The organism is Luteibacter rhizovicinus (assembly GCF_004342265.1).
In the GTDB taxonomy this organism is placed as follows: Bacteria; Pseudomonadota; Gammaproteobacteria; order Xanthomonadales; family Rhodanobacteraceae; genus Luteibacter; species Luteibacter rhizovicinus_B.
Genome location: NZ_SMCS01000009.1, coordinates 19,142 through 43,456, shown reverse-complemented (window position 1 = coordinate 43,456; position 24,315 = coordinate 19,142). Strand labels below are relative to the sequence as shown.

General features: G+C 62.5%; 36 protein-coding genes. 34 read left to right on the top strand and 2 right to left on the bottom strand.

All coding sequences use genetic code 11. The features are described from left to right. Positions 1-8: 8 nt before the first annotated feature. The 27 genes from rplD (at position 9) to EC912_RS17275 (ending at position 14,660) form a co-directional block, all read left to right on the top strand. The gene (rplD, locus tag EC912_RS17405; RefSeq protein ID WP_132146673.1) at positions 9-611 is read left to right on the top strand and encodes a 50S ribosomal protein L4; all 603 of its coding nucleotides are present in this window, start codon (positions 9-11) and stop codon (positions 609-611) included. Next, entirely contained in the window at positions 608-901 is a 294-nt protein-coding gene (gene rplW, locus EC912_RS17400; RefSeq protein WP_132146670.1) for a 50S ribosomal protein L23, read from the top strand. The genes rplD and rplW overlap by 4 nt, the downstream gene beginning before the upstream one ends. Before the next feature lie 19 nt (positions 902-920). Next, positions 921-1,742, top strand: coding sequence for a 50S ribosomal protein L2 (gene rplB / locus EC912_RS17395; protein WP_132146667.1), 822 nt, complete (start codon positions 921-923; stop codon positions 1,740-1,742). A 13-nt stretch (positions 1,743-1,755) separates the two neighbouring features. Beyond that, the gene (gene rpsS / locus EC912_RS17390) at positions 1,756-2,028 is read left to right on the top strand and encodes a 30S ribosomal protein S19 (RefSeq protein ID WP_132146664.1); all 273 of its coding nucleotides are present in this window, start codon (positions 1,756-1,758) and stop codon (positions 2,026-2,028) included. Further along, positions 2,028-2,363, top strand: a complete 336-nt coding sequence (gene rplV, locus EC912_RS17385) for a 50S ribosomal protein L22 (protein ID WP_132146661.1) — start codon at positions 2,028-2,030, stop codon at positions 2,361-2,363. The genes rpsS and rplV overlap by 1 nt, the downstream gene beginning before the upstream one ends. A 15-nt stretch (positions 2,364-2,378) precedes the next feature. After that, positions 2,379-3,101 (top strand): 30S ribosomal protein S3, encoded by a 723-nt coding sequence (gene rpsC, locus EC912_RS17380; RefSeq protein WP_132146658.1) that lies wholly within the window; start codon positions 2,379-2,381, stop codon positions 3,099-3,101. 11 nt (positions 3,102-3,112) lie between these two features. Next, positions 3,113-3,526 (top strand): 50S ribosomal protein L16, encoded by a 414-nt coding sequence (gene rplP / locus EC912_RS17375; protein WP_132146655.1) that lies wholly within the window; start codon positions 3,113-3,115, stop codon positions 3,524-3,526. Further along, positions 3,526-3,711 carry a 50S ribosomal protein L29 gene (gene rpmC / locus EC912_RS17370; protein WP_132146652.1) on the top strand — a complete coding sequence of 62 codons (186 nt, stop codon included), beginning with the start codon at positions 3,526-3,528 and terminating at the stop codon, positions 3,709-3,711. The genes rplP and rpmC overlap by 1 nt, the downstream gene beginning before the upstream one ends. Positions 3,712-3,722: 11 nt before the next feature. After that, positions 3,723-3,983, top strand: coding sequence for a 30S ribosomal protein S17 (gene rpsQ / locus EC912_RS17365; RefSeq protein ID WP_132146649.1), 261 nt, complete (start codon positions 3,723-3,725; stop codon positions 3,981-3,983). A gap of 14 nt (positions 3,984-3,997) precedes the next feature. Next, the gene (gene rplN / locus EC912_RS17360) at positions 3,998-4,366 is read left to right on the top strand and encodes a 50S ribosomal protein L14 (RefSeq protein WP_132146646.1); all 369 of its coding nucleotides are present in this window, start codon (positions 3,998-4,000) and stop codon (positions 4,364-4,366) included. A gap of 14 nt (positions 4,367-4,380) precedes the next feature. After that, positions 4,381-4,692, top strand: a complete 312-nt coding sequence (rplX, locus tag EC912_RS17355) for a 50S ribosomal protein L24 (protein WP_132146643.1) — start codon at positions 4,381-4,383, stop codon at positions 4,690-4,692. Positions 4,693-4,704: 12 nt separating this feature from the next. Further along, a complete protein-coding gene (gene rplE / locus EC912_RS17350; protein ID WP_132146640.1) occupies positions 4,705-5,244 on the top strand; it encodes a 50S ribosomal protein L5 in 540 nt (179 codons plus the stop codon). Positions 5,245-5,257: 13 nt separating this feature from the next. Further along, positions 5,258-5,563 (top strand): 30S ribosomal protein S14, encoded by a 306-nt coding sequence (rpsN, locus tag EC912_RS17345; RefSeq protein WP_132146637.1) that lies wholly within the window; start codon positions 5,258-5,260, stop codon positions 5,561-5,563. 126 nt (positions 5,564-5,689) lie between these two features. Continuing rightward, the gene (gene rpsH / locus EC912_RS17340; protein ID WP_132146634.1) at positions 5,690-6,085 is read left to right on the top strand and encodes a 30S ribosomal protein S8; all 396 of its coding nucleotides are present in this window, start codon (positions 5,690-5,692) and stop codon (positions 6,083-6,085) included. A 10-nt stretch (positions 6,086-6,095) separates the two neighbouring features. Then, the gene (gene rplF, locus EC912_RS17335) at positions 6,096-6,626 is read left to right on the top strand and encodes a 50S ribosomal protein L6 (RefSeq protein ID WP_132146631.1); all 531 of its coding nucleotides are present in this window, start codon (positions 6,096-6,098) and stop codon (positions 6,624-6,626) included. A 30-nt stretch (positions 6,627-6,656) separates the two neighbouring features. Further along, positions 6,657-7,007: a 50S ribosomal protein L18 gene (rplR, locus tag EC912_RS17330; RefSeq protein ID WP_132146628.1), complete on the top strand. Its 351-nt coding sequence runs from the start codon at positions 6,657-6,659 to the stop codon at positions 7,005-7,007. 111 nt (positions 7,008-7,118) lie between these two features. Then, entirely contained in the window at positions 7,119-7,628 is a 510-nt protein-coding gene (gene rpsE / locus EC912_RS17325; RefSeq protein ID WP_132146625.1) for a 30S ribosomal protein S5, read from the top strand. Next, on the top strand, positions 7,621-7,824 hold the full coding sequence (rpmD, locus tag EC912_RS17320; RefSeq protein WP_132146622.1) for a 50S ribosomal protein L30: 204 nt from the start codon (positions 7,621-7,623) through the stop codon (positions 7,822-7,824). The genes rpsE and rpmD overlap by 8 nt, the downstream gene beginning before the upstream one ends. A gap of 5 nt (positions 7,825-7,829) precedes the next feature. Continuing rightward, complete coding sequence (gene rplO / locus EC912_RS17315) at positions 7,830-8,261, top strand: 50S ribosomal protein L15 (RefSeq protein ID WP_132146619.1); 432 nt, start codon at positions 7,830-7,832, stop codon at positions 8,259-8,261. Positions 8,262-8,265: 4 nt separating this feature from the next. After that, complete coding sequence (secY, locus tag EC912_RS17310) at positions 8,266-9,591, top strand: preprotein translocase subunit SecY (protein ID WP_132146615.1); 1,326 nt, start codon at positions 8,266-8,268, stop codon at positions 9,589-9,591. Between the two features lie 123 nt (positions 9,592-9,714). Beyond that, positions 9,715-10,071 carry a 30S ribosomal protein S13 gene (gene rpsM / locus EC912_RS17305; RefSeq protein WP_132146612.1) on the top strand — a complete coding sequence of 119 codons (357 nt, stop codon included), beginning with the start codon at positions 9,715-9,717 and terminating at the stop codon, positions 10,069-10,071. Between the two features lie 12 nt (positions 10,072-10,083). Then, positions 10,084-10,470: a 30S ribosomal protein S11 gene (gene rpsK, locus EC912_RS17300; protein WP_007513384.1), complete on the top strand. Its 387-nt coding sequence runs from the start codon at positions 10,084-10,086 to the stop codon at positions 10,468-10,470. 11 nt (positions 10,471-10,481) lie between these two features. Continuing rightward, positions 10,482-11,108 carry a 30S ribosomal protein S4 gene (rpsD, locus tag EC912_RS17295; RefSeq protein WP_132146609.1) on the top strand — a complete coding sequence of 209 codons (627 nt, stop codon included), beginning with the start codon at positions 10,482-10,484 and terminating at the stop codon, positions 11,106-11,108. A 16-nt stretch (positions 11,109-11,124) separates the two neighbouring features. After that, positions 11,125-12,123, top strand: coding sequence for a DNA-directed RNA polymerase subunit alpha (locus EC912_RS17290; protein WP_132146606.1), 999 nt, complete (start codon positions 11,125-11,127; stop codon positions 12,121-12,123). Between the two features lie 36 nt (positions 12,124-12,159). Continuing rightward, positions 12,160-12,546 (top strand): 50S ribosomal protein L17, encoded by a 387-nt coding sequence (rplQ, locus tag EC912_RS17285; protein ID WP_132146603.1) that lies wholly within the window; start codon positions 12,160-12,162, stop codon positions 12,544-12,546. Positions 12,547-12,744: 198 nt separating this feature from the next. After that, positions 12,745-13,245, top strand: coding sequence for a disulfide bond formation protein B (locus tag EC912_RS17280; RefSeq protein ID WP_132146600.1), 501 nt, complete (start codon positions 12,745-12,747; stop codon positions 13,243-13,245). Positions 13,246-13,286: 41 nt separating this feature from the next. After that, positions 13,287-14,660 carry a class II 3-deoxy-7-phosphoheptulonate synthase gene (locus tag EC912_RS17275; protein ID WP_132146597.1) on the top strand — a complete coding sequence of 458 codons (1,374 nt, stop codon included), beginning with the start codon at positions 13,287-13,289 and terminating at the stop codon, positions 14,658-14,660. 176 nt (positions 14,661-14,836) lie between these two features. On the opposite strand, the gene queG is transcribed toward EC912_RS17275, so the two are convergent. Next, a complete protein-coding gene (gene queG / locus EC912_RS17270; RefSeq protein WP_132146594.1) occupies positions 14,837-15,904 on the bottom strand; it encodes a tRNA epoxyqueuosine(34) reductase QueG in 1,068 nt (355 codons plus the stop codon). 35 nt (positions 15,905-15,939) lie between these two features. Between queG and EC912_RS17265 the strand changes: the two genes are divergently transcribed. Together EC912_RS17265 and tsaE are read left to right on the top strand one after the other, a co-directional pair. Continuing rightward, on the top strand, positions 15,940-17,418 hold the full coding sequence (locus EC912_RS17265) for an NAD(P)H-hydrate dehydratase (protein ID WP_132146591.1): 1,479 nt from the start codon (positions 15,940-15,942) through the stop codon (positions 17,416-17,418). Then, entirely contained in the window at positions 17,415-17,891 is a 477-nt protein-coding gene (tsaE, locus tag EC912_RS17260) for a tRNA (adenosine(37)-N6)-threonylcarbamoyltransferase complex ATPase subunit type 1 TsaE (protein ID WP_132146588.1), read from the top strand. The genes EC912_RS17265 and tsaE overlap by 4 nt, the downstream gene beginning before the upstream one ends. Here tsaE and EC912_RS17255 read toward each other — a convergent pair. Then, positions 17,865-18,230 (bottom strand): hypothetical protein, encoded by a 366-nt coding sequence (locus tag EC912_RS17255; protein ID WP_132146585.1) that lies wholly within the window; start codon positions 18,228-18,230, stop codon positions 17,865-17,867. The two genes, tsaE and EC912_RS17255, sit on opposite strands and share 27 nt — an antisense overlap. 188 nt (positions 18,231-18,418) lie before the next feature. Between EC912_RS17255 and EC912_RS17250 the strand changes: the two genes are divergently transcribed. From EC912_RS17250 to EC912_RS17230, 5 genes are all read left to right on the top strand, one after another. Continuing rightward, positions 18,419-19,147: an STN domain-containing protein gene (locus EC912_RS17250; protein ID WP_132146582.1), complete on the top strand. Its 729-nt coding sequence runs from the start codon at positions 18,419-18,421 to the stop codon at positions 19,145-19,147. Beyond that, complete coding sequence (locus EC912_RS17245) at positions 19,147-19,683, top strand: RNA polymerase sigma factor (RefSeq protein WP_132146579.1); 537 nt, start codon at positions 19,147-19,149, stop codon at positions 19,681-19,683. Before EC912_RS17250 ends, EC912_RS17245 begins: the two co-directional genes overlap by 1 nt. 4 nt (positions 19,684-19,687) lie before the next feature. Continuing rightward, entirely contained in the window at positions 19,688-20,647 is a 960-nt protein-coding gene (locus EC912_RS17240; RefSeq protein ID WP_132146576.1) for a FecR family protein, read from the top strand. Between the two features lie 166 nt (positions 20,648-20,813). Next, on the top strand, positions 20,814-22,463 hold the full coding sequence (locus EC912_RS17235) for a ShlB/FhaC/HecB family hemolysin secretion/activation protein (protein ID WP_243649342.1): 1,650 nt from the start codon (positions 20,814-20,816) through the stop codon (positions 22,461-22,463). 34 nt (positions 22,464-22,497) lie between these two features. Continuing rightward, positions 22,498-24,306, top strand: a complete 1,809-nt coding sequence (locus tag EC912_RS17230; RefSeq protein WP_132146573.1) for a DUF2341 domain-containing protein — start codon at positions 22,498-22,500, stop codon at positions 24,304-24,306. Positions 24,307-24,315 lie beyond the last annotated feature (9 nt).

Below are 24,315 nucleotides of genomic sequence, written 5' to 3'. Positions count from 1 at the left end.
GAGACGCCATGGAACTCAATGTAATTGGCGCCAAGTCGCTCAGCGTGTCGGACGAAGTGTTCGGCGGTGAGTACAAGAAGGCCCTAGTTCACCAGGTCGTGACTGCCTACCAGGCGGGTGGCCGTGCCGGTACCAAGGCACAGCTGTCGCGCGGTGAGATGTCCGGTACGACCAAGAAGTTCAAGAAGCAGAAGGGCGGCGGCGCTCGTCACGGCGATTACCGCGCTCCGATCTTCGTCGGCGGTGGTGTCACCTTCGCCGCGAAGCCGCGCAGCTTCGAGCAGAAAGTCAATCGCAAAGCCTATCGCGTCGCGATCCGTTCCATCATTGCCGAGCTGTGCCGTCAGGATCGTCTGAAGGTCGTCTCCGAGCTGTCGATGGAAGCCCCGAGCACCAAGGGCATGATCGCCAAGCTGGCCGAGCTGGAAGTGAAGGGTCGCGTTCTGCTGGTGTCGGAAGACTCCACCGAAGCGCTCTACCTTTCCGCACGCAATATTCCGTATATCCACGTCGTTGACGTGCTGGCCCTGAATCCGGTCAGCCTGGTCGGTTCCGACTACGTCGTCATGACGGTGGATGCGGTCAAGAAGGTCGAGGAGTGGCTGGCATGAGCAACGAACGCACCCTTAATACGCTGCGCGCGCCGCACATTTCCGAAAAGGCTGCCCGCCTTGCGGAAAACAACCAGTACGTTTTCGTGGTAGCCCCCGAAGCGACCAAGGCCGATGTCCGTGCCGCCGTGGAACACCTTTTCTCCGTCAAGGTAGAAACCGTGAACCTGGTGAACACCAAGGGCAAGGTCAAGTCGTTCCGTTTCCGCGCTGGCAGCCGCCAGGGGAAGCGTAAGGCCTACGTGCGCCTCGCCGACGGTCACACGATCGACGTGTCGGCCAAGGCTTGAGCCCAGGAGTTGAATTGAGATGGCACTGATCACTCACAAGCCGACCTCGCCGGGACGTCGCGACGCTGTCAGCGTACGTACCGAAGGTCTGCACAAGGGCGCACCTTACGCGCCCCTGACCGAATCGCAGTCGAAGTCTGGCGGTCGTAACCATTACGGTCGCATTACCGTTCGCCATCGTGGCGGCGGTCATAAGCAGGCTTACCGCATCATCGATTTCAAGCGCGATAAAGAAAGCATCGCGGCTGTTGTCGAACGTATCGAATACGATCCGAACCGCACGGCGCACATCGCGCTGCTGTGCTACGCCGACGGCGAACGCCGTTACATCATCGCGCCGAAGGGCGTGGCGGTGGGCGATCGTCTCGTGTCGGGCGCCGATGCTCCCATCAAGGCCGGCAACTGCCTTCCGCTTCGTGCGATTCCGGTCGGTTCGACGATCCACTGCATCGAGATGAAGCCGGGTAAGGGTGCGCAGATCGCACGCTCCGCCGGTGCGTCGGTCCAGCTGGTCGCTCGCGAACAGGGTTATGCCACGCTGCGTCTTCGCTCCGGCGAAATGCGTCGCGTGCCGGTCGAATGCCGCGCCACCATCGGTGAAGTCGGTAACTCGGAACACAGCCTGCGCAAGCTCGGCAAAGCCGGCAAAAAGCGTTGGATGGGTATCCGTCCGACCGTCCGCGGTGTCGTTATGAACCCGGTCGACCATCCGCATGGCGGTGGTGAAGGTAAGACCTCCGGCGGCCGTCATCCGGTCAGCCCGTGGGGTACCCCGACCAAGGGTTACAAGACGCGCAATAACAAGCGCACCCAGCAGTTCATCGTGCGTCGTCGCAAGTAATTAGGAAACGATCATGTCGCGCTCTCTAAAAAAAGGTCCGTTCGTCGACCTGCACCTCTTCAAAAAGGTGGAAGCCGCCGTTTCCGCCAATAACAAGCGTCCGATCAAGACCTGGTCGCGTCGTTCGATGATTCTGCCGGAGATGGTCGGTCTGACCATCGCCATCCACAACGGCCGCCAGCACGTGCCTGTGTTGATCAACGAGAACATGGTCGGGCATAAGCTCGGCGAGTTCGCGGTGACCCGCACGTACAAGGGTCACGCCGGCGACAAGAAGGGCAAGTGATGAGCACTGAAGCCAAAGCGATCCTGCGCAGCGCCCGCATTTCGGCGCAGAAGGCACGCCTGGTGGCTGACCTGGTCCGCGGTCTCCCCGTGGGTCGAGCCAGCGACGTGCTTGCCTTCACCAACAAGAAAGCCGCACTCCTTGTTCGCAAGGTGCTGCTGTCCGCCGTTGCCAACGCCGAAAACAATCTCGGCGCCGACGTGGACGAACTTAAGGTGGCCCGCATCTTTGTCGACGAAGGTCCGGCGATGAAGCGTATGTATGCCCGCGCCAAAGGCCGCGGTTCGCGCATCCTGAAGCGCACCAGCCACATCACTGTGGTTGTTGGCAACTGACTGGGGTAAGACACGATGGGTCATAAAGTTCATCCCACCGGTATCCGCCTCGGCATTGCCAAGGACTGGAACTCGAAGTGGTACGCCAATAAGGGCGAATATGCGGTGTATCTCGCAGCCGACCTCAAGGTTCGCGAGATGCTTCGCAAGAAGCTCGCCGCCGCCGGTATCTCGAAGATTCAGATCGAGCGCCCGGCCAAGACCGCCCGCGTGACGATCCACACCGCCCGTCCGGGCGTTGTGATCGGCAAGAAGGGCGAGGACATCGAGAAGCTGCGCAAGGAAGTCACCGACATGATGGGCGTTCCGACGCACATCAACGTCAGCGAAGTCCGTAAGCCGGAGCTCGATGCCCAGCTTGTCGCCGAATCGATCGCTCAGCAGCTCGAGCGTCGCATTATGTTCCGTCGCGCTATGAAGCGGTCGGTCGGCAATGCCATGCGCCTCGGCGCCCTGGGCATCAAGATCAACGTTTCCGGTCGCTTGAACGGTGCTGAAATCGCCCGCTCCGAGTGGAGCCGTGAAGGTCGCGTTCCGCTGCATACCCTGCGCGCGGACATCGACTACGGCACCGCCGAAGCCAAGACCACCTACGGCATCATCGGTGTCAAGGTGTGGATCTATAAGGGCGAGATCTTCGACCTTGCGGCAGCATCGCAAGAATCGAAGGAAGAACAGCAGCCTCAGCAGCCGCGTCGCGAGGGTGGTGAAAACCGCCGCGAGCGGACTGCCAAGTAAGGAGCGTTGCCATGTTGCAACCTAAGCGTACCAAGTACCGCAAGATGCATAAGGGTCGTAATGACGGCCTGGCATACAATTCCAACCTCGTGAGCTTTGGCGAGTACGGCCTCAAGGCGACGACCCACGGTCAATTGACCGCTCGTCAGATCGAAGCCGCTCGTCGTTGCATCACGCGCTTTGTAAAGCGTGGCGGCAAGCTCTGGATCCGCGTGTTCCCGGACAAGCCGATCACCCGTAAGCCCATCGAAGTTCGAATGGGTGCAGGTAAGGGTAGCGTCGAGTTCTGGGTCGCTCCGATCCAGCCCGGTCGCATGCTTTATGAAATCGAGGGTGTCGACGAGACGACGGCACGCGAAGCGTTCCGTCTGGCGGCAGCCAAATTGTCCGTGCAGACTCAGTTCGTCTCCAGGGCGGTGATGTAATGGCCACGAAAGAAATCAAAGAGAAGTCGGCGGAAGAGCTGAAACAGCACCTGCTGGACCTTCGCAAGGAGCAGTTCAATCTGCGCATGCAGAAGGGCTCCGGTCAGCTTACGCAGCCGCACCAGCTACGCCGCGTTCGGCGTGACATCGCCCGCACGAAGTTTGTGCTCGGCGGCAAGAAGTAAGGACGGCGAACATGAGCGATAACACGAAGACGGCGCGCACCCTGACGGGCCGCGTCATCAGCAACAAGATGGACCACACGGTAACGGTTCTGGTCGAGCGTCAGGTGCAGCACGCACTGCTCGGCAAGATCCTTCGCCGCTCCACGAAGCTCCACGCACATGACGACACCGGTGCGAACGAGGGCGACCTGGTGCGTATCGCCGAGTGCCGTCCGCTGTCGAAGACCAAGCATCACCGCGTGGTCGAAATCATCACGCGCGCCAAAGTCTAAGAGGAGGTGCAGCCATGATTCAGATGCAAAGCACGCTCTCCGCAGCGGATAACAGCGGCGCCAAAGAATTGATGTGCATCAAAGTGCTGGGCGGCTCCAAGCGCCGTTATGCCAGCGTCGGCGATGTCATCAAGGTCACCGTGAAGGATGCTATTCCCCGCGGTAAGGTGAAGAAGGGTGAGGTGTACAACGCCGTGGTGGTTCGTACCGCCAAGGGTGTCCGCCGCGCCGATGGTTCGCTGATCCGTTTCGACGGTAACGCGGCCGTGCTCCTCAACAACAAGCTCGAGCCGATCGGTACCCGTATCTTCGGACCGGTCACCCGCGAGCTGCGTACCGAGAAGTTCATGAAGATCGTCTCGCTCGCGCCCGAAGTGCTCTGAGCGGAGACCAGACCATGAACCGTATCCGCAAGGGTGACCACGTCGTCGTGCTCACCGGCAAAAACAAGGGGCAGCGCGGTGACGTGCTGCGCGTGGATGGCGATCGCGTTGTCGTGCAGAACGTCAACCTGATCAAGCGTCACACGAAGCCGAATCCTCAGGCCAACCAGCCTGGCGGTATCGTCGAGCGTGAAGCGTCGATCCACATTTCCAATGTACAGCTCTTCAACTCCGCCACGAATAAGGGCGAGCGCGTTGGCACCAAGACGCTCGAGGACGGGCGCAAAGTGCGCGTGTTCGTCTCTGGCGAAGTGGTCGACGCGTAAGGAACCGAAGTCATGACCCGCCTTGAAACGTTTTACAAAGAGTCGGTAATGCAGAAGCTCATTGAGCGCTTCGGTTACCAGAATGTGATGCAGGTTCCCCGCATCACGAAAGTCACGCTGAACATGGGCGTGGGTGAAGCCGCAGGCAACAAGAAGATTCTTGAAAATGCCGTGGCCGACATGGCGAAGATCGCCGGTCAGAAGCCGATCACGACGAAGGCGCGCGTTTCCGTCGCCTCCTTCAAGATCCGCGACGGCTGGCCGATCGGTTGCAAGGTCACCCTGCGCCGTGCCCAGATGTGGGAATTCCTGGATCGCCTGATCAACATCTCGTTGCCGCGTACTCGCGACTTCCGTGGTGTCTCGGGTCGTGCTTTCGATGGCCGCGGTAACTACAACTTCGGTATCAAAGAGCAGATCATCTTCCCGGAAATCGACTTCGATCAGGTTGACGCGCTGCGCGGTATGGATATCTCCATCACCACGACCGCCAAGACCGACGAAGAAGCCAAAGCGCTGCTGGAAGCTTTCAGCTTCCCGTTCCGCAACTGATTACAGGTAGAACATGGCTAAGACCTCAATGATCGAGCGCGACATCAAGCGCACGAAGATCGTCAAGAAGTACGCCGCCAAGCGCGCCGAACTGAAGGCGATTGTTCTGAGCGCGACGGCGTCGTACGACGAGAAGATGGAAGCCCAGACCAAGCTGCAGAAGTTTCCGCGTGATGCCAGCCCGGTTCGTCAGCGTAATCGCTGCGCACTGACTGGTCGTCCGCGTGGCGTCTACAGCAAGTTCGGCCTGGGCCGTAATAAGCTTCGTGAAGCGACCATGCGCGGCGACGTGCCGGGTCTTCGCAAGGCTAGCTGGTAAAAAGTCGCCTTTGGCGACATAAGCTGTTATAGTCGTCGGTCTGCGCAAGGCAGGCCGACGTCTGTCGGCTATACAATTTGATACTCCGGTAATTCGGATATCGGTGCACTCTCAAGGGTTTTATCTATGAGCATGACTGATCCCATCGCCGATCTGTTTACGCGCATCCGCAATGCCCAGGCTTCGGGCAAGCAGGTTGTACGTATGCCGTCGTCGAAAATGAAGCTGGCCCTGGCCAAGCTTCTCCAGAACGAAGGCTTTGTCCTCGACGCCAAGACCGCTGAAGAAGCGGGTAAGCCGGTGCTCGAAATCAAGCTGAAATATTTCGAAGGCCGTCCGGCCATTGAGACGATTGCCCGTGTCAGCCGCTCCGGCCTCCGCGTTTACCGCGGCAAGGACGAGCTGCCGAAGGTCCTCGGTGGCCTGGGTATTTCGATCATCTCGACATCCGCTGGTCTGCTGACCGACGCACAGGCCCGCTCGCGCGGTCTGGGCGGCGAAGTCATCGGCCAGGTGGCATAAGGAGTCCGGTATGTCACGTGTTGCCAAGAAACAGATTTCCCTGCCCAAGGGCGTTGAAGTCTCGGTCGATGCCTCCGGCACGACCACCGTCAAGGGCCCGAAGGGCGCTCTGACGACGCACGCGCTGCCGGGCGTCAGCCTGCAGCAGGAAAACGGTATCGTGAACATCGTCGTCGCCGAAGGCGCTGACGACAAGTTCGGTGGTACCGCCCGCGCGCTGATCGCGAACATGGTCACCGGCGTGTCGCAGGGCTTCGAGCGCAAGCTTGAGCTCGTCGGCGTCGGCTACCGTGCCGCGCTCGCCGGCAAGACCCTGAACCTGTCGCTCGGGTATTCGCACCCGGTCGTGTTCGATGCGCCGGAAGGCATCACCATCGAAGTCCCGACGCAGACGGAAGTCCTTGTAAAGGGCGCCGACAAGCAGCTGGTGGGGCAGGTTGCCGCGAAGATCCGTGGGTACCGTAAGCCGGAGCCGTACAAGGGCAAGGGCGTGCGTTACAGCGGCGAGAAGATCCTGCTGAAGGAAGCCAAGAAGGCCTAATCGGCCTATCCGCTTCCTGGAGATGACACGATGAATAAGAACGAATCCCGCCTGCGTCGCGCCAAGTCCACCCGTGCCCACATCCGTGAGCTCGCCGTGGCCCGCTTGAGCGTGCATCGCACCGGTCAACACCTTTACGCGCAGGTCTTCGCGCCGAACGGTACCGTCCTCGCTGCTGCTTCCACGCTGCAGAAGTCGGTTGCCGAAGGTCTGAAGAGCAAGAAGAACCTCGAAGCAGCGACGGCCGTTGGCAAGATCGTTGCCGAACGCGCCATCGCAGCGGGCGTCCAGTCCGTCGCTTTCGATCGTTCGGGTTTCCGTTACCACGGTCGTATCAAGGCTCTTGCCGACGCGGCTCGTGAGGCTGGTCTCAAGTTCTAAGAGACCTGGCCGTGACGCCGGCTTCTGGCCGGCGTCACCCGATGTACCTACAACTCCAAGCGGCTTAAGCCGTAATGAAGTCCCGGATACCCGGGCGTAACAGGAAAAGAGATGTCCTCGACAGATCGCGAAAATTCGGACGGCATGCTTGAAAAGCTGATCGCCGTCAACCGCGTGGCCAAGACCGTCAAGGGTGGCCGCCAGATGAGCTTCACCGCGCTGACGGTAGTTGGCGACGGCGAAGGTCGTGTTGGTTTCGGTTATGGCAAGGCGCGTGAAGTGCCGGTCGCCATTTCCAAGGCCATGGAACGCGCCCGTCGCAACATGGTGTCCATCGAACTCAACAACGGCACGCTCTGGTACGCCATTAAGGCTAACCACGGCGCAGCCCGCGTTTACATGCAGCCCGCTTCCGAGGGTACCGGCGTCATCGCCGGCGGCGCGATGCGCGCTGTCCTCGAAGTGGTAGGTGTGAAGAACGTCCTTGCCAAGGCCGTCGGTTCGCGCAACCCGATCAATCTGGTTCGCGCAACGATCAAGGGCCTGCAGGCCGTAGCTTCGCCGAAGCGTATCGCCGCCAAGCGTGGCAAGACGATCGAAGAGGTTCTGGGCAATGGCTAAGAAGAACGAAATCGCTGCTAACGCAACCGTCAAGGTCCGCCTGGTCAAGGGGCTGCGCGGTGTGCAGGGTCGTCATCGTCTGAGCGTCAAGGCTCTCGGTCTGAGAAAGATCAACGATGTGCGCGAACTGAAAGATAGCCCCCAGGTCCGTGGTCTCATCAACACGGTTTATTACCTGGTTCGGGTCGAGGAGTAAGCATCATGCGCCTTAATACACTCAAGCCCGGCAAGGGTTCCCGCAAGACCAAGCTGCGCGTCGGTCGCGGTATTGGCTCCGGCCTCGGCAAGACTGCCGGCCGCGGTCACAAGGGTCAGCACGCTCGCGCCGGTAACACGCATCGCGTCGGTTTCGAAGGCGGTCAGATGCCGCTGCAGCGTCGTCTTCCGAAGGTGGGCTTCCGCTCGCTGAAGAAGGCCGACACGCAGCAGGTCATGCTGTATCAGCTGGCTTCGATCAAGGCCGACACCATCGACCTGATCGCTCTTCACGCCGCCGGTCTGGTGACCAGCCGCGCGAAGAAGGTCAAGATCGTCCTTAAGGGCGAAATCACCCGGGCCGTAAAGCTCTCGGGCGTTCTCGCCACCGCCGGCGCCAAGGCAGCTATTGAAGCTGCCGGCGGCAGCGTGGAGTAATCAGGTGGCAGCAGCGCAGGGCAATACGCTCGGCTCGCTGGGCAAACTGACGGAACTCCGCCAGCGCATCTTTTTCCTCATTAGTGCGCTGATTGTCTTCCGGCTCGGTTCGTTCATCCCCGTGCCGGGTGTGAATCCCGAGGCTATGACCAGCCTCATCGAGCAGGGTGGCGGTCTCCTGAACATGGTCAACATGTTCTCGGGCGGTTCGCTGTCGCGCTTCTCGGTATTCGCGCTTGGCGTGGTTCCGTACATCTCCGCGTCCATCGTCGTTCAGATGATGGGCTCGGTGATTCCCAGTCTTCAGCAGCTTCGCAAGGAAGGCGAATCCGGTCGTCGAAAGATGACCATGTATACGCGCTTCGGTACCGTCGGGCTGGCGGCCTTCCAGGCCTTCGGCATCGCGGTCGCCCTGCAGAAGCAGGTCGCCGTGGGTGGTGCTCCGGTCGTCTACATGCCGGGTGCCGGCTTCGTCATGGCGTCTGTCGTCGGCCTCACCGCCGGCACGATGTTCCTGATGTGGCTTGGCGAGCAGATCACGGAGCGGGGTATCGGCAACGGTATTTCGATGCTGATCTTCGCTGGTATCGTCGCTGGTCTGCCGGGTGCGATCGCGCACACGTTGACCATGGCGAACAACGGCGAGCTGTCCGTGCTGAAGTTGCTCATGGTCACGGCGCTGATTCTGGCGGTCACGGCCTTCGTGGTGTTCATGGAGCGCGCCCAGCGGCGCATTACCGTGAACTATGCGCGGAAGCAGGGCGGGCAGCGTCAGTACATGAACCAGACGTCGCATCTGCCGCTCAAGATCAACATGGCGGGTGTGATTCCGCCGATCTTTGCGACCAGCTTGCTGCTTTTCCCGGCAACGGCCGCAACGTGGTTCGGCAGTGCTCATCAGTCCCGCTGGTTGCAGTGGCTGACGACGGCGCTGAGCCCGGGTGAACCGGTGCACGATCTGGTCTTTGCGGTGCTGGTGATCGCTTTCGCCTTCTTCTATACGGCGATCGTGTTCAACGCGCAGGAAACGGCCGACAACCTCAAACGTTCGGGCGCGCTGATTCCGGGCATCCGTCCGGGTCGTGCCACGGCCGACTACATCGATGGCGTCATGACCCGGCTTACCGGTGTTGGCGCGCTCTACATCGTATTGGTCTGTCTGGTACCGACGTTCATGCAGAACGCTTGGCACGTACCGTTCTATTTCGGCGGCACTTCGCTGCTGATCGTGGTGGTGGTGGTGATGGACTTTACGGCTCAGGTCCAGGCCCATCTTGTCAGCCACCAGTACGAGAGTCTGCTCAAGAAGTCCAATCTGCGTCGGGGTTGACCCCGGTGCAGGTCCCAGGTAGGGAAGGTCGCGGCGCCCAGCGCCGCAGGGCTTTCCGTTTAGGTTAATTCAGGTTAGAATTGCGCGTTTACCGCGCACGAAACGCATCGGAGACAGTACATCATGGCGCGCATCGCGGGTGTCAATTTGCCGGTCCAGAAGCATGTCTGGGTTGGTTTGCAGAGCATTTTCGGTATCGGCCGTTCGCGGGCGAAGAAGGTTTGCGTGGATGCGGGCGTGGTTCCGACCACCCCCATCAAATCGCTGAGCGAGGGCGAGGTGGAGAAAATCCGCGCCGAAATCGCTAAGTACACCGTCGAGGGCGACCTCCGCCGCGAAGTCGGCATGGCCGTCAAGCGTCTGATGGATCTCGGCTGCTACCGTGGCTTGCGCCACCGTCGCGGTCTGCCGGTGCGCGGTCAGCGCACGCGTACCAACGCCCGTACCCGTAAGGGTCCGCGTCGTCCGATCAAGAAGTAACGGATACCGATTATGGCTAAGCCGGTTAAAACCAAGAAGAAGATCAAGCGCGTCGTCACGGATGCCGTGGCCCACGTGCAGGCTTCTTTCAATAACACGATCGTTACGATCACCGACCGCCAGGGCAATGCCCTGTCGTGGGCGACGGCTGGCGGCGCGGGTTTCCGCGGTTCGCGTAAGTCGACGCCGTTCGCTGCCCAGGTTGCCGCCGAAAAGGCTGGCCGCGCTGCAGGCGACTACGGTGTGAAGACGGTTGAAGTTCGCATCAAGGGCCCTGGCCCGGGCCGTGAGTCGGCCGTGCGTTCCCTGAATGCGTTGGGCTACAAAGTGCTCAACATCATTGACGTCACGCCGATTCCGCATAACGGCTGCCGTCCCCCCAAGAAGCGTCGAGTCTAAGGAGCATAACCATGGCCCGTTATCGTGGAGCTACCTGCAAACTGGCGCGTCGTGAGGGTGCCGACCTCGGTCTGAAGAGCCCGGCCCGCGCGCTGGATTCCAAGTGCAAGCTTGAAAACAAGCCCGGTCAGCATGGCGCCAACAAGCGCGCCCGTCTGTCCGACTACGCGGTTCAGCTGCGTGAGAAGCAGAAGGTCAAGCGCATCTACGGCGTGCTGGAACGTCAGTTCAGCAACTACTACGTCAAGGCATCGACCCAGAAGGGCAATACGGGTGAGAACCTGCTGCGCCTGCTGGAAAGCCGCCTCGACAATGTCGTCTATCGCATGGGTTTTGCGGTCACCCGCGCCCAGGCCCGTCAGCTCGTGGCTCATAAGGCCGTGACGGTGAACGGCAAGAAGGTCAACGTTCCTTCGTACAACGTCCGTCCGGGCGACGAAGTTTCGCTGACCGAAAAGGCCCGCGCCCAGTTGCGCGTGCAAGAAGCCGCTACCGTCTACGACACGATGGACCTTCGTCCGTCGTGGGTCGAAGTCGACAGCAAGAAGTTCGCTGGTACGTTCAAGGCAGTGCCGGATCGCGGCGACCTGCCGGCCGACATCAACGAAGCCCTGATCGTCGAGCTTTACTCGAAGTAATCCATCGGAGCCTTGCATGGCAGTTTCGTCAACTAGCGTGCTGCGGCCTCGCGGCCTCAGCGTCGAGCAGCTTGGATCCAACCGCGCGAAGGTGGTGGTCGAGCCGCTTGAGCGTGGTTTCGGCCACACCCTGGGCAACGCGCTGCGTCGCGTGCTGCTCTCGTCGATTCCCGGCAGCGCCATCGTCGAAGTAGAAATCGACGGTGTCCTGCACGAATACACCACTCTCGAAGGTTTGCAGGAGGACGTGATCGAAGTCCTGCTCAACCTGAAGGACGTGGCCATTCGCCAGCACAGTGGTGACGAAGTCACCCTGACGCTGTCGAAGAAAGGTAAGGGCGTGGTCACCGCGGGCGATATCGCGGTCGATCATTCCGTCGAGATCGTGAATCCCGACCATGTGATTTGCCACCTCACCAAGGATGTGGCTCTGAACATGCGCCTCAAGGTGCGTCGCGGTGTCGGCTACCAGCCGGCCAGCGCGCGCCAGCATCCGGACGACGAGACGCGCCCCATCGGCCGTCTGCAGCTGGATGCCTCTTTCGCGCCGGTGTTGCGCGTGGCTTACGAAGTGGACGCGGCTCGTGTCGAGCAGCGCACCAACCTCGACAAGCTCGTGCTCGACATCGAAACGAATGGCACCATCGGCGCTGAGGACGCAGTCCGTAAGGCTGCCGAGATCATCAACGATCAGCTGTCGGTCTTCGGCGATTTCTCGCGCCGTGAGAGCGATTCGACCAAGGCTGAGAAGGGTGGGTTCGATCCGCTTCTGCTCCGTCCGATCGACGATCTCGAGCTGACGGTGCGTTCGGCGAACTGCCTGAAGGCGGAAAGCATTTACTACATCGGCGATCTGGTTCAGAAGACCGAAGTCGAGCTGCTGAAAACGCCTAACCTTGGCAAGAAGTCGCTGACCGAAATCAAGGATGTGCTGGGCGGGCGTGGTCTCGCACTTGGCATGAAACTCGAAAACTGGCCGCCGCCGGGCCTTTCGCACGGCATGCAGCTGGGTTGAGCCCCGCTCGGCCCTTTATAGAACTGGAATAAGACCATGCGCCACCAAAAATCCGGACGCAAACTCAACCGCACCAGCAGCCACCGCGAAGCTATGTTCCGTAACATGGCCTCGTCGCTGCTGAAGCACGAGCTGATCCGCACGACCCTGCCGAAGGCCAAGGAGCTGCGGCGCGTCGCCGAGCCGCTTATCACGCTCGCCAAGACCGATGGCGTTGCCAACCGTCGTCTCGCTTTCGCGCGTCTGCGCGACAAGCAGGCCGTCGGCAAGCTCTTCGTCGAAATCGGGCCGCGTTACCGCGAGCGTCCCGGCGGCTACCTGCGCATCCTCAAGTGCGGCTTCCGTCCGGGCGACAACGCGCCGATGGCGTATGTCGAGCTGGTGGATCGCCCGGCTAACGCCGAGGCAGTCGAAGCAGAATAAGCACGCAATCCATCGCGTGTTTTCGAGAAGCCCTGGCCGGGAAACCGGCCGGGGCTTTCTCGTTTTATCCGTCCGCCATCTTTGTTTGCAACTTACCAAGCGTTTTTTGGAAAACTACGACACATCATTGCGCATCAACAAGCTGACACGCGCAACACAAAGAGTTAACGTGGTCGTTCCGCAATGCAGCAGCGTCTTATGAACCCGTTCTCCTGGTCGTTCCGTACGCGTTACCTCGCCGGCTTCGTCGTTTGCGCGGGCCTCATGGCGTTCGCGCTCTATGCGCAGTACGTGATGCTGCTCGACCCATGTCCCTTGTGTATCTTCCAGCGCATCGCGGTCTGTTTCATGGGCCTCGTTTTCCTCATTGGCGCTTTGCATGCGCCACGGCGCCCGGCGGGGCGTACGGTCTATACCGTGCTCGCCATCCTCGGAGCGATCGGCGGAATCGTGGTTGCCGGGCGCCACCTCTGGCTGCAGACCTTGCCACCCGACCAGGTGCCCGCGTGCGGTCCGGGTCTCGGTTATCTGTTCGATTCGTTTCCGTTTATGAAGATGCTCAAACTCGCATTCACCGGCTCCGGCGAATGCGCGAAGATTGAACCGATCCTTGGCCTGCCCATGCCTGCATGGACGGTGATCTGGTTCGTTGTACTCGGTGTCTGGGCGGTCATTGCCGCTCGTCGCACCGTTCGTTGATCGACCGCGCCACAAGGGCGCTTCCTGAAGGTATGACTGTCATGCAACACACACTCAAAGCGGTAGATCACGAAGCCTCCGAATGGACGCCGGGATCTTGGCAGGGCAGGACCGCTTTGCAGCAGCCGACGTATGAAGATACGGCCGAACTGCGCGAATCGCTTTATCGCCTGGGTGAACTGCCGCCTCTGGTGACCTCGTGGGAAGTCCTCGCGCTTAAAGAGCGGCTTGCCGAGGCGCAGAACGGCGAACGCTTCCTGCTTCAGGGCGGCGATTGCGCGGAGAGCTTCGCGGACTGCACGAGCCCGATCATCTCCAATCGTCTCAAGGTGCTGCTGCAGATGAGCCTCGTGCTCGTGCACGGCATGAAGAAGCCTGTGCTTCGCGTCGGTCGTTTCGCCGGCCAGTACGCCAAGCCGCGTTCCGCCGACACCGAGACGCGCGACGATGTCACCTTGCCAGCCTTCCGCGGCGATCTGGTCAACAGCCCCGAGTTCACGCCCGCAGCGCGTCGTGCCGATCCGCAGCGTCTGATCAAGGCACATGCGCGTTCCGCGATGACCATGAACTTCGTGCGCGCGCTGATCGATGGCGGTTTCGCCGATCTGCATCACCCGGAATACTGGGATCTCGCGTGGGTCGAACATTCGCCGCTCGCCGCGGAATATCGCCGGATGGTCGGCAGCATCGGCGACTCGCTGCGTTTCATGGAGACGCTCGCGGGCCAGTCGATATCGAGCTACTCGCGCGTCGATTTCTACACGTCGCACGAAGCGTTGCTGCTTCACTACGAAGAAGCGCTCACGCGTCGCGTGCCGCGTCAGGATGGCTGGTTCAACCTGTCGACCCACTTCCCTTGGATCGGCATGCGTACGGCTGCACTCGACGGTGCGCACACGGAATACTTCCGCGGCATTCGCAATCCGATCGCAGTGAAGGTCGGACCTACGGTCAAGCCGGACGATCTTCTGCGCCTGATCGACGTACTGAATCCGAACGAAGAGCCAGGTCGTCTCACGCTGATCCATCGCATGGGTAATGCGCAGATCGGCACGGCCCTGCAGCCGTTGCTCGAGGCGGTGAAGCGCGAAGGGCGCCGCGTGCTTTGGGTGGCCGATCCGATGCACGGCAATACGGAAAGCACGTCGAATGGCTTCAAGACGCGCCGCTTCGAGAACATTGCCGGCGAGCTGGACAAGGCGTTCGACATCCATGCGGCAACGGGTACGCGCCTTGGCGGCGTGCATCTCGAACTGACGGGCGAAGACGTGACGGAATGCCTTGGCGGCGCGCGCGACCTGGTGGAGCAGGATCTCCAGCGCGCGTACAAGTCGATGGTCGATCCGCGTCTGAATTACGAACAGTCGCTGGAGCTGGCGATGTTGATCGTGCGCAAGTCGGGCGGGATGGCGTAAGCAGCTGCTGTTGTAGGAGCCCGCTTGCGGGCGAAAGCCAACGGGGCGAGGACGACGGATGCTCACATCCGCGAGCCCGATCTATGCGCTGCGGATGTCACACGTGGCATCGCCGCTTCGTTGGCTTTCGCCCGCAAGCGGGCTCCTACAACAGCGTGTCCCGGCTATGTGGGGAATCAACCGTGCCGCGACAGCGCCCATGCCACATGCTCGCGCACGATTGCCGACGGATCGTCGGCGCGTGCGCGCAGCGCGTCGACCACCACATCCGACGTCGGCGCGTTGCCCAGTCCCACGGCGATATTTCGCAACCATCCTTCATATCCCGTGCGCCGGATGGCCATGCCTTCGGTGCGCTTCAGGAATTCGTCCTCGCTCCAGGCGAACAGATCCACGAGCTTCGGTCCGTCGAGGCTATGCCTCGGAGCGAAATCCGGTTCGACGGCCTCCTGCGCGAACTTGTTCCATGGGCAGATCAGCTGGCAGTCGTCGCAGCCGAAGATACGGTTGCCCATCGGCGCGCGGAATTCCTCCGGAATGCTGCCGCGCAATTCGATCGTCAGATAGGAAATGCAGCGCCGGGCATCGAGGCGATAAGGCGCCACGATGGCCTGCGTCGGGCAGATGTCGATACAGCGGCGACAACTTCCGCAATGCGCGGAGGCAGGCTCGTCGGCGGGCAGGGGAAGGTCGGTATATAGCTCGCCAAGAAAGAAATACGAACCCGCGCGTTTGTTGATCAGGACCGTGTGTTTGCCGATCCAGCCCAGTCCGGCGTTGCGCGCCAGCGCCTTTTCCAGCACGGGTGCGGAATCGACATAGGCGCGGTAGCCGAAATCGCCGATCGCCTGTCCGATGCGTTCGGCCAGTTTTTGCAACCGGTTGCGCATGAGTTTGTGATAGTCGCGACCGAGTGCGTAGCGCGCGACATAGGCCGCTTCGCCGTCGCCGATAACGTCCCACGCGTCGCGCGTGCCTGGCGGCACATAGTCCATGCGTACCGACACCACCCGCAGCGTGCCCGGCTCGAGTTCGGCGGGCCGGCTTCTTCGCGTGCCATGCCGCGCCATGTAATCCATCTCGCCGTGATGTCCGTCGGCGAGCCAGCGCTCGAGATAGGCCTCGTCGTGGCCGAGTGCCGTGCCGGAGATTCCCACGTCCGCGAAGCCGAGCTCGCGCGCCCAGCGCTTGATGTCCAGCGCGAGTGCGGCGTAATCGATCATGGTGGGGTCAGGGGCGGACATGCGTCTATTCTACCGGCGGCTCCTATAATCGACCGATGAGCTCAAACACTGTCGATACCGCCCTTTTTACCGCCGGACAGGCGCGCGAACTGGACCGGCGTGCCAGCCAGGACCTGGGTATCCCGGGTTTCGAACTGATGAGACGCGCCGCCCATGCCGCTTTCGACACCCTGGGACGCCGCTGGCCACAGGCCAGCCGCGTCGTGGTGTTGTGCGGTTCGGGCAATAACGGTGGGGACGGCTATCTTGTCGCCGAACTCGCCCTGCAGGCGGGCATGGTGGCCGAGGTCGTCGCCCTGGACGCACCGGGCGGCGGCGACGCCCTGACGGCGCGGCAGAACTACGAATCGCACGGGGGCATCGTGCATAACGCGTGCGCGGACATGGAACTGCCCGATGCGGACGTCTATGTCGATGCGCTCTACGGCACGGGCCTGAATCGGGCGCCGGCCGGCATCGCGGCCTCGCTTATCGAGCGTCTGAACGCTTGCGGCAAACCGATTCTCGCACTCGACATTCCCTCGGGCCTCTCGGCCGATTCCGGCACCAACCCGGGGGCCGCTGTACAGGCGACGGTCACCGTCACCTTCATTGTGCGCAAGCGCGGTCTGTCCACGGGGCGCTGCGGGCTGGCGGGCGATATCGAGCTAGCCCGGCTGGGTCTGCCGGACGAACTCGTGGGTACGATCGAGCCGGACGCCCATCTCCTTTCCCCGCAAGCCCTGCCGGCCCGGCCGCGCGACTCCCACAAGGGCGACAACGGCCATGTGCTGGCGATCGGCGGAGACCATGGCACGGGCGGTGCCATCCGCATGGCGAGCGAGGCCGCTTTGCGCACGGGGGCCGGGCTGGTCAGTGTCGCCACCCGGGACGAAAACGTATTTGCGATCAACACCGGCCGGCCGGAACTGATGGCGCGTGGCGTCAATGGGCCGCAGGCGCTCGAGCCGTTGCTCGACAAGGCCACGGTGCTCGCCCTGGGTCCGGGCCTGGGGCAGGGCGCGTGGGGACATGCGCTGTGGACGACGGCTCTCGATGCCGGCCGCCCGTTGGTACTGGATGCCGACGGTCTGAATATGCTGGCGAAGGAAAAGCGCGACCTGCCCGTCGAATCGGTTATCACGCCGCATCCCGGCGAGGCCGGACGCCTGCTTGGCGTATCGACCGCCGACATTCAGCGCGACCGCTACGCTGCCGCCCGCGAACTCGCGCGGCGTTATGGCGCCGTCGCCGTTCTGAAAGGCAATGGCAGTTTGATCGCATCTCCCGACGGGCGCGTCGCTGTCTGCCCCTGGGGTAATCCGGGCATGGCCGGCGGTGGCATGGGCGACACGCTCACCGGTATCGTGGCTGCCCTGATGGCGCAGGGATTGAGTGCATGGGACGCGGCATGCCTCGGCGTGGGACTTCACGCCCGGGCAGCCGATGTTGCCGCTCGCGACGGCGAACGCGGCCTGCTGGCTACCGATTTGCTCGATCCGCTGCGTCGTCTCGTCAACGGACTGAAAGCATGAGCGAGTTCAGCATAATCCTGGCCGACGAAGAAGCCACGATGGCGCTCGGCAAACATTTCGCCTCGCTCGTGCCCGGCGGACTCGTCATGTATCTCCATGGCGACCTGGGCGCTGGCAAGACGACATTCGCACGCGCCTTTCTCGGTGCGATCGGCGTGGGCGAACGCATCAAGAGTCCGACCTACAGCCTCGTCGAAGGCTACGAAGTCGATGGCCGTTTAGCCTTCCATCTGGATCTGTATCGTATCGCCGATCCCGGCGAACTCGAATGGCTTGGGCTGGATTCGCTCGCCGAGCCGGGTGCCATCGTCCTTGTCGAGTGGCCCGAGCGAGGCACTGGCGCGTTGCCCGCCGCGGACATCGTGCTCGATTTGCGCCGCGACGGCACGGGCCGTGTCGCTACCTGGCATGCCTTCGGCGATCGCGGAAGGCGTGCGATCGAAGCACTAGTGACCACCCAGCGCGGGGACTAACGGCGTCGGATACGACACGGTCGGCCGCATCGGTTCCACGGAGCGTCCGAAGTTGGTCCCCATGCGCTGCCGCAGCGCGCTGTCGTTATACAAACCCATCCGATGGGACATGGCCGATTGTGCTTCGCTGGCGAGAGGGGCGGTCGATGTGCCCGTGCGCGTGGGCGCGGCCATCAGGCGGCTGAGACAGTCGTACGACGGCACCCGCCTGCCCTGAATCTCGACATCGGTACACGACGTCGCCGCGTTATCGCCGGTCGGGCGATCCTGCGCACGCGCCATCGGCCCGGTAACGAGCAGGACAAAGACAAGCAGGGCAGGGATCGCTGAAGGACGCATGGCAAACACCGCGGGACCGGCCGGCAGCCGTTGGCGCGCATCCTACTCCGTGACGGTCCGGAACGTGGAATGTCACGAAACGGAAAGAAATACGGTCACAAAAGTGCTGCGGATGTGTCATGTGGCGAGCCTACTTTAGGGATCTGCATCGATCACGATCCCAGGGGATCAGGCGGACGGGAATGGCCGTGGCACGAAGCGCGGTCGCGTGGATCGGGGCCATCGCATTCGCCAGCTCCCTGTGTATGGGAGCCGAGATACAGCACCTTCCCGAAGAAAACACGGCAGGCCACAGACACGATGAGCAGGTCGTTTTCGATATCGCACCGCAGCCTCTGGTGATGGCCTTGCGCGCCTACAGCGAAACCACGGGTATCGCCGTCCTCGTCGACGATGCGCAGACCGTAGGGCGTAACAGTCCTGGCGTCACCGGACGTTTCGACGTTACCGCCGCGTTGCGCAGGTTGCTGGAAGGGACCGGTCTTACGCCGAGCTATGCGTCGAACGATGCCTTCACGCTCGTCCCCGATCCGAAATCGTCCGGCCCGGCCAGCGCCGAAACCGCGCAAGTCGCAACAGGAACCGTCGATATCGGCGCAGCTTATGCCGCACGGTTGCAGGCAAGCATCGAAGCCGCGCTCTGTCGTACCGAACGTACCCGCCCCGGACGCTTCCGTCTTGCGCTGCAACTCTGGATCGACGCCAGCGGCCGGGTACGCCGGACCGAACTCCTGAACTCCGCGGGCAGCGACGATCTGGACGGACGCATCGTCGCGATCATGAATGGCCTCGACGTGGGCGTGCCGCCAGCCGAACTTCCCGAACCGCTGACTATCCTGCTGCTGCCACGCGCACCCGACGCTCCCTACGACTGCCGGCGCGCGACCCAGGGTACCAACCATGGGGCGGACGCCTGATGGAATCGACCATGCTCGGCCTGTTCGTCGACCACTATCAGGACTTCGCACGCCGCCTGCGCATGCGTCTGCGCTCCGACGACATGGTCGACGATGTCATGCAGGAGACATTCCTGCGTGTAGAAGGCATGCGCGCCGTCGAGGGCGGATCGACCAATCCCACGGGCTATCTCTTCCGTATGGCACTCAACGTCGCCGCGGACCAACGCAGGGCGGACAGCCGCTTCCTGACCGGTCAGGAAGTGGACGAGCTGCTGCATATGGCCGACGACGCGCTCGATCCCGCGCATGTATTCCAGGCACGGCGCGATATCGCCGCGCTGCAGGAGGCTCTCGCCGAACTGACCGCGCGCCAGCGGGACATCCTGATCGCGGCACGTGTCGAAGAGCAGCCGCATACCGACATCGCCGCGCGTTTCGGCATTTCCGTGCGCATGGTCGGCAAGGACCTCAGGAAGGCGCTGGAGCATTGCGGCGACCGGCTGGACCGCCGCGTCGTGCAGAGGTTCGGTCCCGGCGCGGGAAAAACGTCATAAGAACATGGACGGCGAACACGACGACGAGCAGCAGGCGGCTTTACGGCGCGACGCGCAGGCGTGGCTGCTACTGCTGACATCGGGCCAGGCCACGGCGGACGACGCCGAAGCGTTCCGTCGCTGGTGCGCATCCAGCGACGCGCACGCCCGTGCGTTCGCCGAAGCGCATGTGATGTGGGAGCGACTGGAGCCGGCGGCACGCGCCGCCGCCAGTCACGCTTCCCGCCGGCGACGGCCCATGCCACGGATAAGCCGCAGGGCCTTCCTCGGCAGTGCCGTCGCAGCATCCGCTGGCGCCTTCATGCTGCTGCGTTCGCCGTGGAGTCCCTTGCCCGGCTGGTCGGGAGCCACTCCCGACTTTCAGACGGGCGTCGGCGAACAGCATCGCGTGGAGCTCCACGGCGCCGCCATCGAAATGAACACGCAGACCGCGTTCAATGTATTGCCCGGCGGTTCCGGCATCGCCCTGATCGCGGGCGAAGCGCTGGTGACGACGCTACCCGCGCGTGCAACCCGCTTCGTGATCGCCGCCGGCGAAGGGAAGGTCATCGCTGGCGCGGCCAGCGCCTGCAATGTTCGCTGCCTGGACGCCGGCATACAGGTCACCTGCCTCGAAGGCGATACGGAACTGGCCTGCGCGGGAGGCCTCGCGGTCGTCAAGCCGTCGCAGCAGGTCGACTACGACGAGCGTGGCGTCGGGACGGCGTTGGCCGTCAATACGGATGTCGCGATGTCCTGGCGGCATCGCGTGCTCATCTTCGACAGCCAGCCGCTGTCCGAGGTCGTCGCCGACATCAATCGTTATCGTCGGGGACGAATCATCGTCACGAACTCCGATCTCGCCATGCGCAAGGTGCATGCGCGCTTCTCGCTCGACCAGCTCGGCGACGTCGCCGAGCTGATCCGTGACGCGTATGGCGCTCACGTGACCGAATTGCCCGGTGGCGTGGTCCTGCTCAGCTGATTGCCGTCCTGGCGATGCGCCGTCGGTGAATTTTTTGTGACACCGGTTCAGTCGCGACCAGCGCGGGAAGTCTAACCCTGCGAAAGACACCGATCGATGGTTCGGAAGTCCACGAGTTACGACCAACAGGGGCGCAGGGCGCGTGAGCGGAGCCAGTGTGGCGGTTATGCGAATGATGGAAAAAGCGAAGAACGTGCGCGGCAGCGGATGCGCACGGCTATTCGTCGGGCTTGCGCTCGGCGCGACGGCCATGGCGCAGGCGCAGGATGCGCAGCCAAACGCCGCGGCTAACGTTCCCGAAACCTTCGACGTGAACGAGTACGTCGTCGACGGCAATACCGCCCTGCAGTCGCTGGACATCGAAACGGCTGTCTATCCGTATCTCGGTCCCGGCAAGTCGCTCAACGACGTGAATGCGGCCCGCGATGCCTTGCAGAAGATTTACCAGAGTCGCGGCTATCAATCCGTGGTCGTCGAACTGCCGCCCCAGCAGGTCAAGGGGGGCGTTATCCGGCTGCAGGTCATGGAGAACACCATCGGCCGGGTGCGCGTGGAAGGCGCGAAATACCATTCGCCCAAGGAAATTCGCGATGCCGTGCCCGCGTTGGCCGAAGGCCAGCTGCCAGACTTCAACGCCGCGCAGGACCAGCTCACCCAGGTCAACCGCCAGCCCGGCCGGCAGGTCGTGCCGATGCTCACGCCCGGATCGCAGCCGCAGACCATGGACGTCACGCTGAAGGTCGAAGACGCTTCGCCATGGCATGGCAGTATCGAGGTCAACAACGACCATAGCGTCGATACGCCCGAACTGCGCACCGTCGGCAGTATCCGCAATGACAATCTGTGGCAGCTCGGCCATACGGCGTCGTTCACTTATATCGTCGCACCGCAGGACCGGAACGCCGCGGAAGTCTACGCAGGGTCCTATCTGGTGCCACTCGATGCGGACTGGAGCCTGCTCTTCTCCGGTTACAAGTCCAACAGCAACGCGAATACCGTTGGCGGCACCACGGTGCTGGGCAAGGGCAACGCGTTCGGCTTCCAGCTGATCCGCACGTTGCCGACGCATGGTACCTATGCGCAGTCGCTGAACATCGGCGTCACGCGCAAACACTTCGACCAGAACATCAACCAGGGCACGGCGGCGTCGAAGTCGCCGATCACGTATATCCCCTTCACCGTGTCGTACAACGGGCAGGCTACACGCGACAAGTCGACGACCAATGTGTCCATTGGCGCGACCGCCGGTATGCGCGCAGGCGGCAGCGATGCCGCCGAGTTCGACAACCAGCGCTATCGCGCGAAGGCGAATTTCTTCTATGTGCGGGCCGATCTGACGCACGTACTTCGTTTCGACAACGGCTACAGCCTTTCGCTTCGCGGCAGCGCGCAGGGGGCGACATCGTCGCTGGTTTCGAGCGAACAGTTCGCCGCTGGCGGCGCGAGCACCGTGCGCGGTTATCTCGAAGCCGAAGACACCGCGGACCATGGCGTTATCGGTTCGGCCGAGTTCCGTTCGCCGTCGATCGCTCCGTCGGTGGGCAAGTGGGCCAACGACTGGCGATTCCACGCCTTCGTCGACGGCGCGCATCTGGTGCTGTCGAACGCGCTCGCGCAGCCGGTCGACGCCGCGGACCCGTCGCGCGGCGACATACGCAAAACCAGCTTCGACCTTCTCAGCGCGGGTCTTGGCACGCGCTTCCAGTTTTTCGATTTCGTCACCGGCACGCTCGAGTTCGCCTATCCCCTTAAGGATGGGCAAGCCACGCGCGCGCACGACACACGCGTTCATTTCAGTCTAAGGGCCGATCTCTGACGTAAACGTCGGAGCCCAACGTTTAGGGGAAGTTATGCGATTCTTGATCTTGGCCTGTCTGCTTCTTTTCACCGGTACCGCGCAGGTAGCGCATGCCGAAGCGTCCTGGTGGAACCAGGACTTCGCCTTCCGCAAGGCGATCACCGTCGATGGCAGCGCGAAGGGTGGCAATCTGTCCGCTTCGGTGGGGCGTACGCCGTTACTGATCCGGCTTCATTCGGGCAACTTCCAGTTCGACGGCGTTTCCGAAACAGGCGCGGACATCCGCTTCATCGCCGCTGACGACAAGACGCCGCTCAATTACCAGATCGAAAGCTTCGACCCCGTACTGGGCGTCGCGCTGATCTGGGTCGACGTTCCGGACGTCGGTTCGTCGCAGCAGTCCATCTGGATGTACTACGGCGATAAGAAAGCGACAGACGGCGGGAAGGGCGCGGCGGTATTCGATGCCGACTACAGCATCGTCTATCACTTCGACGAAGCGCCGGGTACGCCGCCTCACGATGCCACGGCCTACGGCAACAACGTGCAGGCCGGATCGGTCGCGACGATCGACGGCATCATCGGCAAGGCGGCACGGCTCGACGGATCGACGCCGATGGTGTTGCCGGGCAGCGTATCGCTCAATACCACGGAAGGCGGTGCCTTCACCTTCAGCGCATGGCTGAAAGTGGACGCGCTCGCGGACGGACGTTCGGCGATCTATGCGCGCCGGCAGAACGGCAAGTCGCTCGTGATCGCGCTGGAAAAGGGGGTTCCCGTCGTGGAAGTCTCGGGCACGACAACCGTACGCAGCAACGCTGGCGACGCCATCAAGCCGGGCCAGTGGACGCATCTGGCCGTTACCGCCGCCGATGGCAAGTTCGTTGTCTATGTGGATGGCCGCCAATACGCGACGATGGACGCGGCACTTCCGGCATTCACGTCGTCGGCGGTACTCGGTGGCGACGTCGCGCCGGAGGCGGGCGCTACCGCACCGGTGGACGCAGCGAGCGCTTTCGTCGGTCAGATGGACGAAGTGCGGCTGTCGCGCGTGGCCCGCACGCCCGTATTGATCGCTGTCGACGCCATGGCGCAGGGTGCCGAGTCGAAGCTGGTCCAGTATGGCCAGGACGAAAAGCAGGCCGGGATGGGCTTCGGTTACTTCGGCATCATCGTGAAGTCCGTGACCGCCGACGCATGGGTCATCATCGGCATTCTGTTGGTCATGGCGGTCATATCGTGGGTTGTGATGTGGCAGCGCGCCGTCTATGTCGGCACGGTCACCCGCGCCAACGAGGCCTTTGTCGCCGTGTTTCGCTCGGCGGGAAAGAACATGCTCGCCCTGAGCCGCGAACCGGAAGGCTCCGCGACGATCGCGCCATTGCGCTCCTCGTCGTTGTTCCGTCTGTACCAGGTCGGTGCGAAAGAAGTCTGGAGCCGGCGCGACGAACAGGGTCACGCGTCCATCGCCGCCGAGTCGATCGAGGCCATTCGCGCCACGATGGATTCGGTGCTGGTCCGCGAGAATCAGAAGCTGTCGCGATCCATGGTGTTGCTGACGATTGCGATTTCGGGCGGCCCGTTCCTCGGCCTGCTCGGCACCGTCGTCGGCGTGATGATCACCTTCGCCGCGATTGCCGCCGCGGGCGATGTGAACGTCAATGCCATCGCGCCGGGCATCGCCGCCGCGCTGCTCGCCACGGTCGCCGGTCTGTTCGTCGCGATTCCGGCCCTGTTCGGCTACAACTACCTGCTCATCCGCAACAAGAACGTCACCGCGAACATGCAGGTGTTCGTCGATGAGTTCGTCACCCGTCTGGCCGAGCTGCATCGCAGCGCCGACCAGCCCGTGCTGGCCTGACGGGAGACC

Coding starts and splice junctions, on each gene's coding strand:
- rplD (WP_132146673.1), top strand. CDS start 9: ATGGAACTCAATGTAATTGGCGCCAAGTCGCTCAGCGTGTCGGACGAA.
- rplW (WP_132146670.1), top strand. CDS start 608: ATGAGCAACGAACGCACCCTTAATACGCTGCGCGCGCCGCACATTTCC.
- rplB (WP_132146667.1), top strand. CDS start 921: ATGGCACTGATCACTCACAAGCCGACCTCGCCGGGACGTCGCGACGCT.
- rpsS (WP_132146664.1), top strand. CDS start 1,756: ATGTCGCGCTCTCTAAAAAAAGGTCCGTTCGTCGACCTGCACCTCTTC.
- rplV (WP_132146661.1), top strand. CDS start 2,028: ATGAGCACTGAAGCCAAAGCGATCCTGCGCAGCGCCCGCATTTCGGCG.
- rpsC (WP_132146658.1), top strand. CDS start 2,379: ATGGGTCATAAAGTTCATCCCACCGGTATCCGCCTCGGCATTGCCAAG.
- rplP (WP_132146655.1), top strand. CDS start 3,113: ATGTTGCAACCTAAGCGTACCAAGTACCGCAAGATGCATAAGGGTCGT.
- rpmC (WP_132146652.1), top strand. CDS start 3,526: ATGGCCACGAAAGAAATCAAAGAGAAGTCGGCGGAAGAGCTGAAACAG.
- rpsQ (WP_132146649.1), top strand. CDS start 3,723: ATGAGCGATAACACGAAGACGGCGCGCACCCTGACGGGCCGCGTCATC.
- rplN (WP_132146646.1), top strand. CDS start 3,998: ATGATTCAGATGCAAAGCACGCTCTCCGCAGCGGATAACAGCGGCGCC.
- rplX (WP_132146643.1), top strand. CDS start 4,381: ATGAACCGTATCCGCAAGGGTGACCACGTCGTCGTGCTCACCGGCAAA.
- rplE (WP_132146640.1), top strand. CDS start 4,705: ATGACCCGCCTTGAAACGTTTTACAAAGAGTCGGTAATGCAGAAGCTC.
- rpsN (WP_132146637.1), top strand. CDS start 5,258: ATGGCTAAGACCTCAATGATCGAGCGCGACATCAAGCGCACGAAGATC.
- rpsH (WP_132146634.1), top strand. CDS start 5,690: ATGAGCATGACTGATCCCATCGCCGATCTGTTTACGCGCATCCGCAAT.
- rplF (WP_132146631.1), top strand. CDS start 6,096: ATGTCACGTGTTGCCAAGAAACAGATTTCCCTGCCCAAGGGCGTTGAA.
- rplR (WP_132146628.1), top strand. CDS start 6,657: ATGAATAAGAACGAATCCCGCCTGCGTCGCGCCAAGTCCACCCGTGCC.
- rpsE (WP_132146625.1), top strand. CDS start 7,119: ATGTCCTCGACAGATCGCGAAAATTCGGACGGCATGCTTGAAAAGCTG.
- rpmD (WP_132146622.1), top strand. CDS start 7,621: ATGGCTAAGAAGAACGAAATCGCTGCTAACGCAACCGTCAAGGTCCGC.
- rplO (WP_132146619.1), top strand. CDS start 7,830: ATGCGCCTTAATACACTCAAGCCCGGCAAGGGTTCCCGCAAGACCAAG.
- rpsM (WP_132146612.1), top strand. CDS start 9,715: ATGGCGCGCATCGCGGGTGTCAATTTGCCGGTCCAGAAGCATGTCTGG.
- rpsK (WP_007513384.1), top strand. CDS start 10,084: ATGGCTAAGCCGGTTAAAACCAAGAAGAAGATCAAGCGCGTCGTCACG.
- rpsD (WP_132146609.1), top strand. CDS start 10,482: ATGGCCCGTTATCGTGGAGCTACCTGCAAACTGGCGCGTCGTGAGGGT.
- EC912_RS17290 (WP_132146606.1), top strand. CDS start 11,125: ATGGCAGTTTCGTCAACTAGCGTGCTGCGGCCTCGCGGCCTCAGCGTC.
- rplQ (WP_132146603.1), top strand. CDS start 12,160: ATGCGCCACCAAAAATCCGGACGCAAACTCAACCGCACCAGCAGCCAC.
- EC912_RS17280 (WP_132146600.1), top strand. CDS start 12,745: ATGAACCCGTTCTCCTGGTCGTTCCGTACGCGTTACCTCGCCGGCTTC.
- EC912_RS17275 (WP_132146597.1), top strand. CDS start 13,287: ATGCAACACACACTCAAAGCGGTAGATCACGAAGCCTCCGAATGGACG.
- queG (WP_132146594.1), bottom strand. CDS start 15,904: ATGTCCGCCCCTGACCCCACCATGATCGATTACGCCGCACTCGCGCTG.
- EC912_RS17265 (WP_132146591.1), top strand. CDS start 15,940: ATGAGCTCAAACACTGTCGATACCGCCCTTTTTACCGCCGGACAGGCG.
- tsaE (WP_132146588.1), top strand. CDS start 17,415: ATGAGCGAGTTCAGCATAATCCTGGCCGACGAAGAAGCCACGATGGCG.
- EC912_RS17255 (WP_132146585.1), bottom strand. CDS start 18,230: ATGCGTCCTTCAGCGATCCCTGCCCTGCTTGTCTTTGTCCTGCTCGTT.
- EC912_RS17245 (WP_132146579.1), top strand. CDS start 19,147: ATGGAATCGACCATGCTCGGCCTGTTCGTCGACCACTATCAGGACTTC.
- EC912_RS17240 (WP_132146576.1), top strand. CDS start 19,688: ATGGACGGCGAACACGACGACGAGCAGCAGGCGGCTTTACGGCGCGAC.
- EC912_RS17235 (WP_243649342.1), top strand. CDS start 20,814: ATGCGAATGATGGAAAAAGCGAAGAACGTGCGCGGCAGCGGATGCGCA.
- EC912_RS17230 (WP_132146573.1), top strand. CDS start 22,498: ATGCGATTCTTGATCTTGGCCTGTCTGCTTCTTTTCACCGGTACCGCG.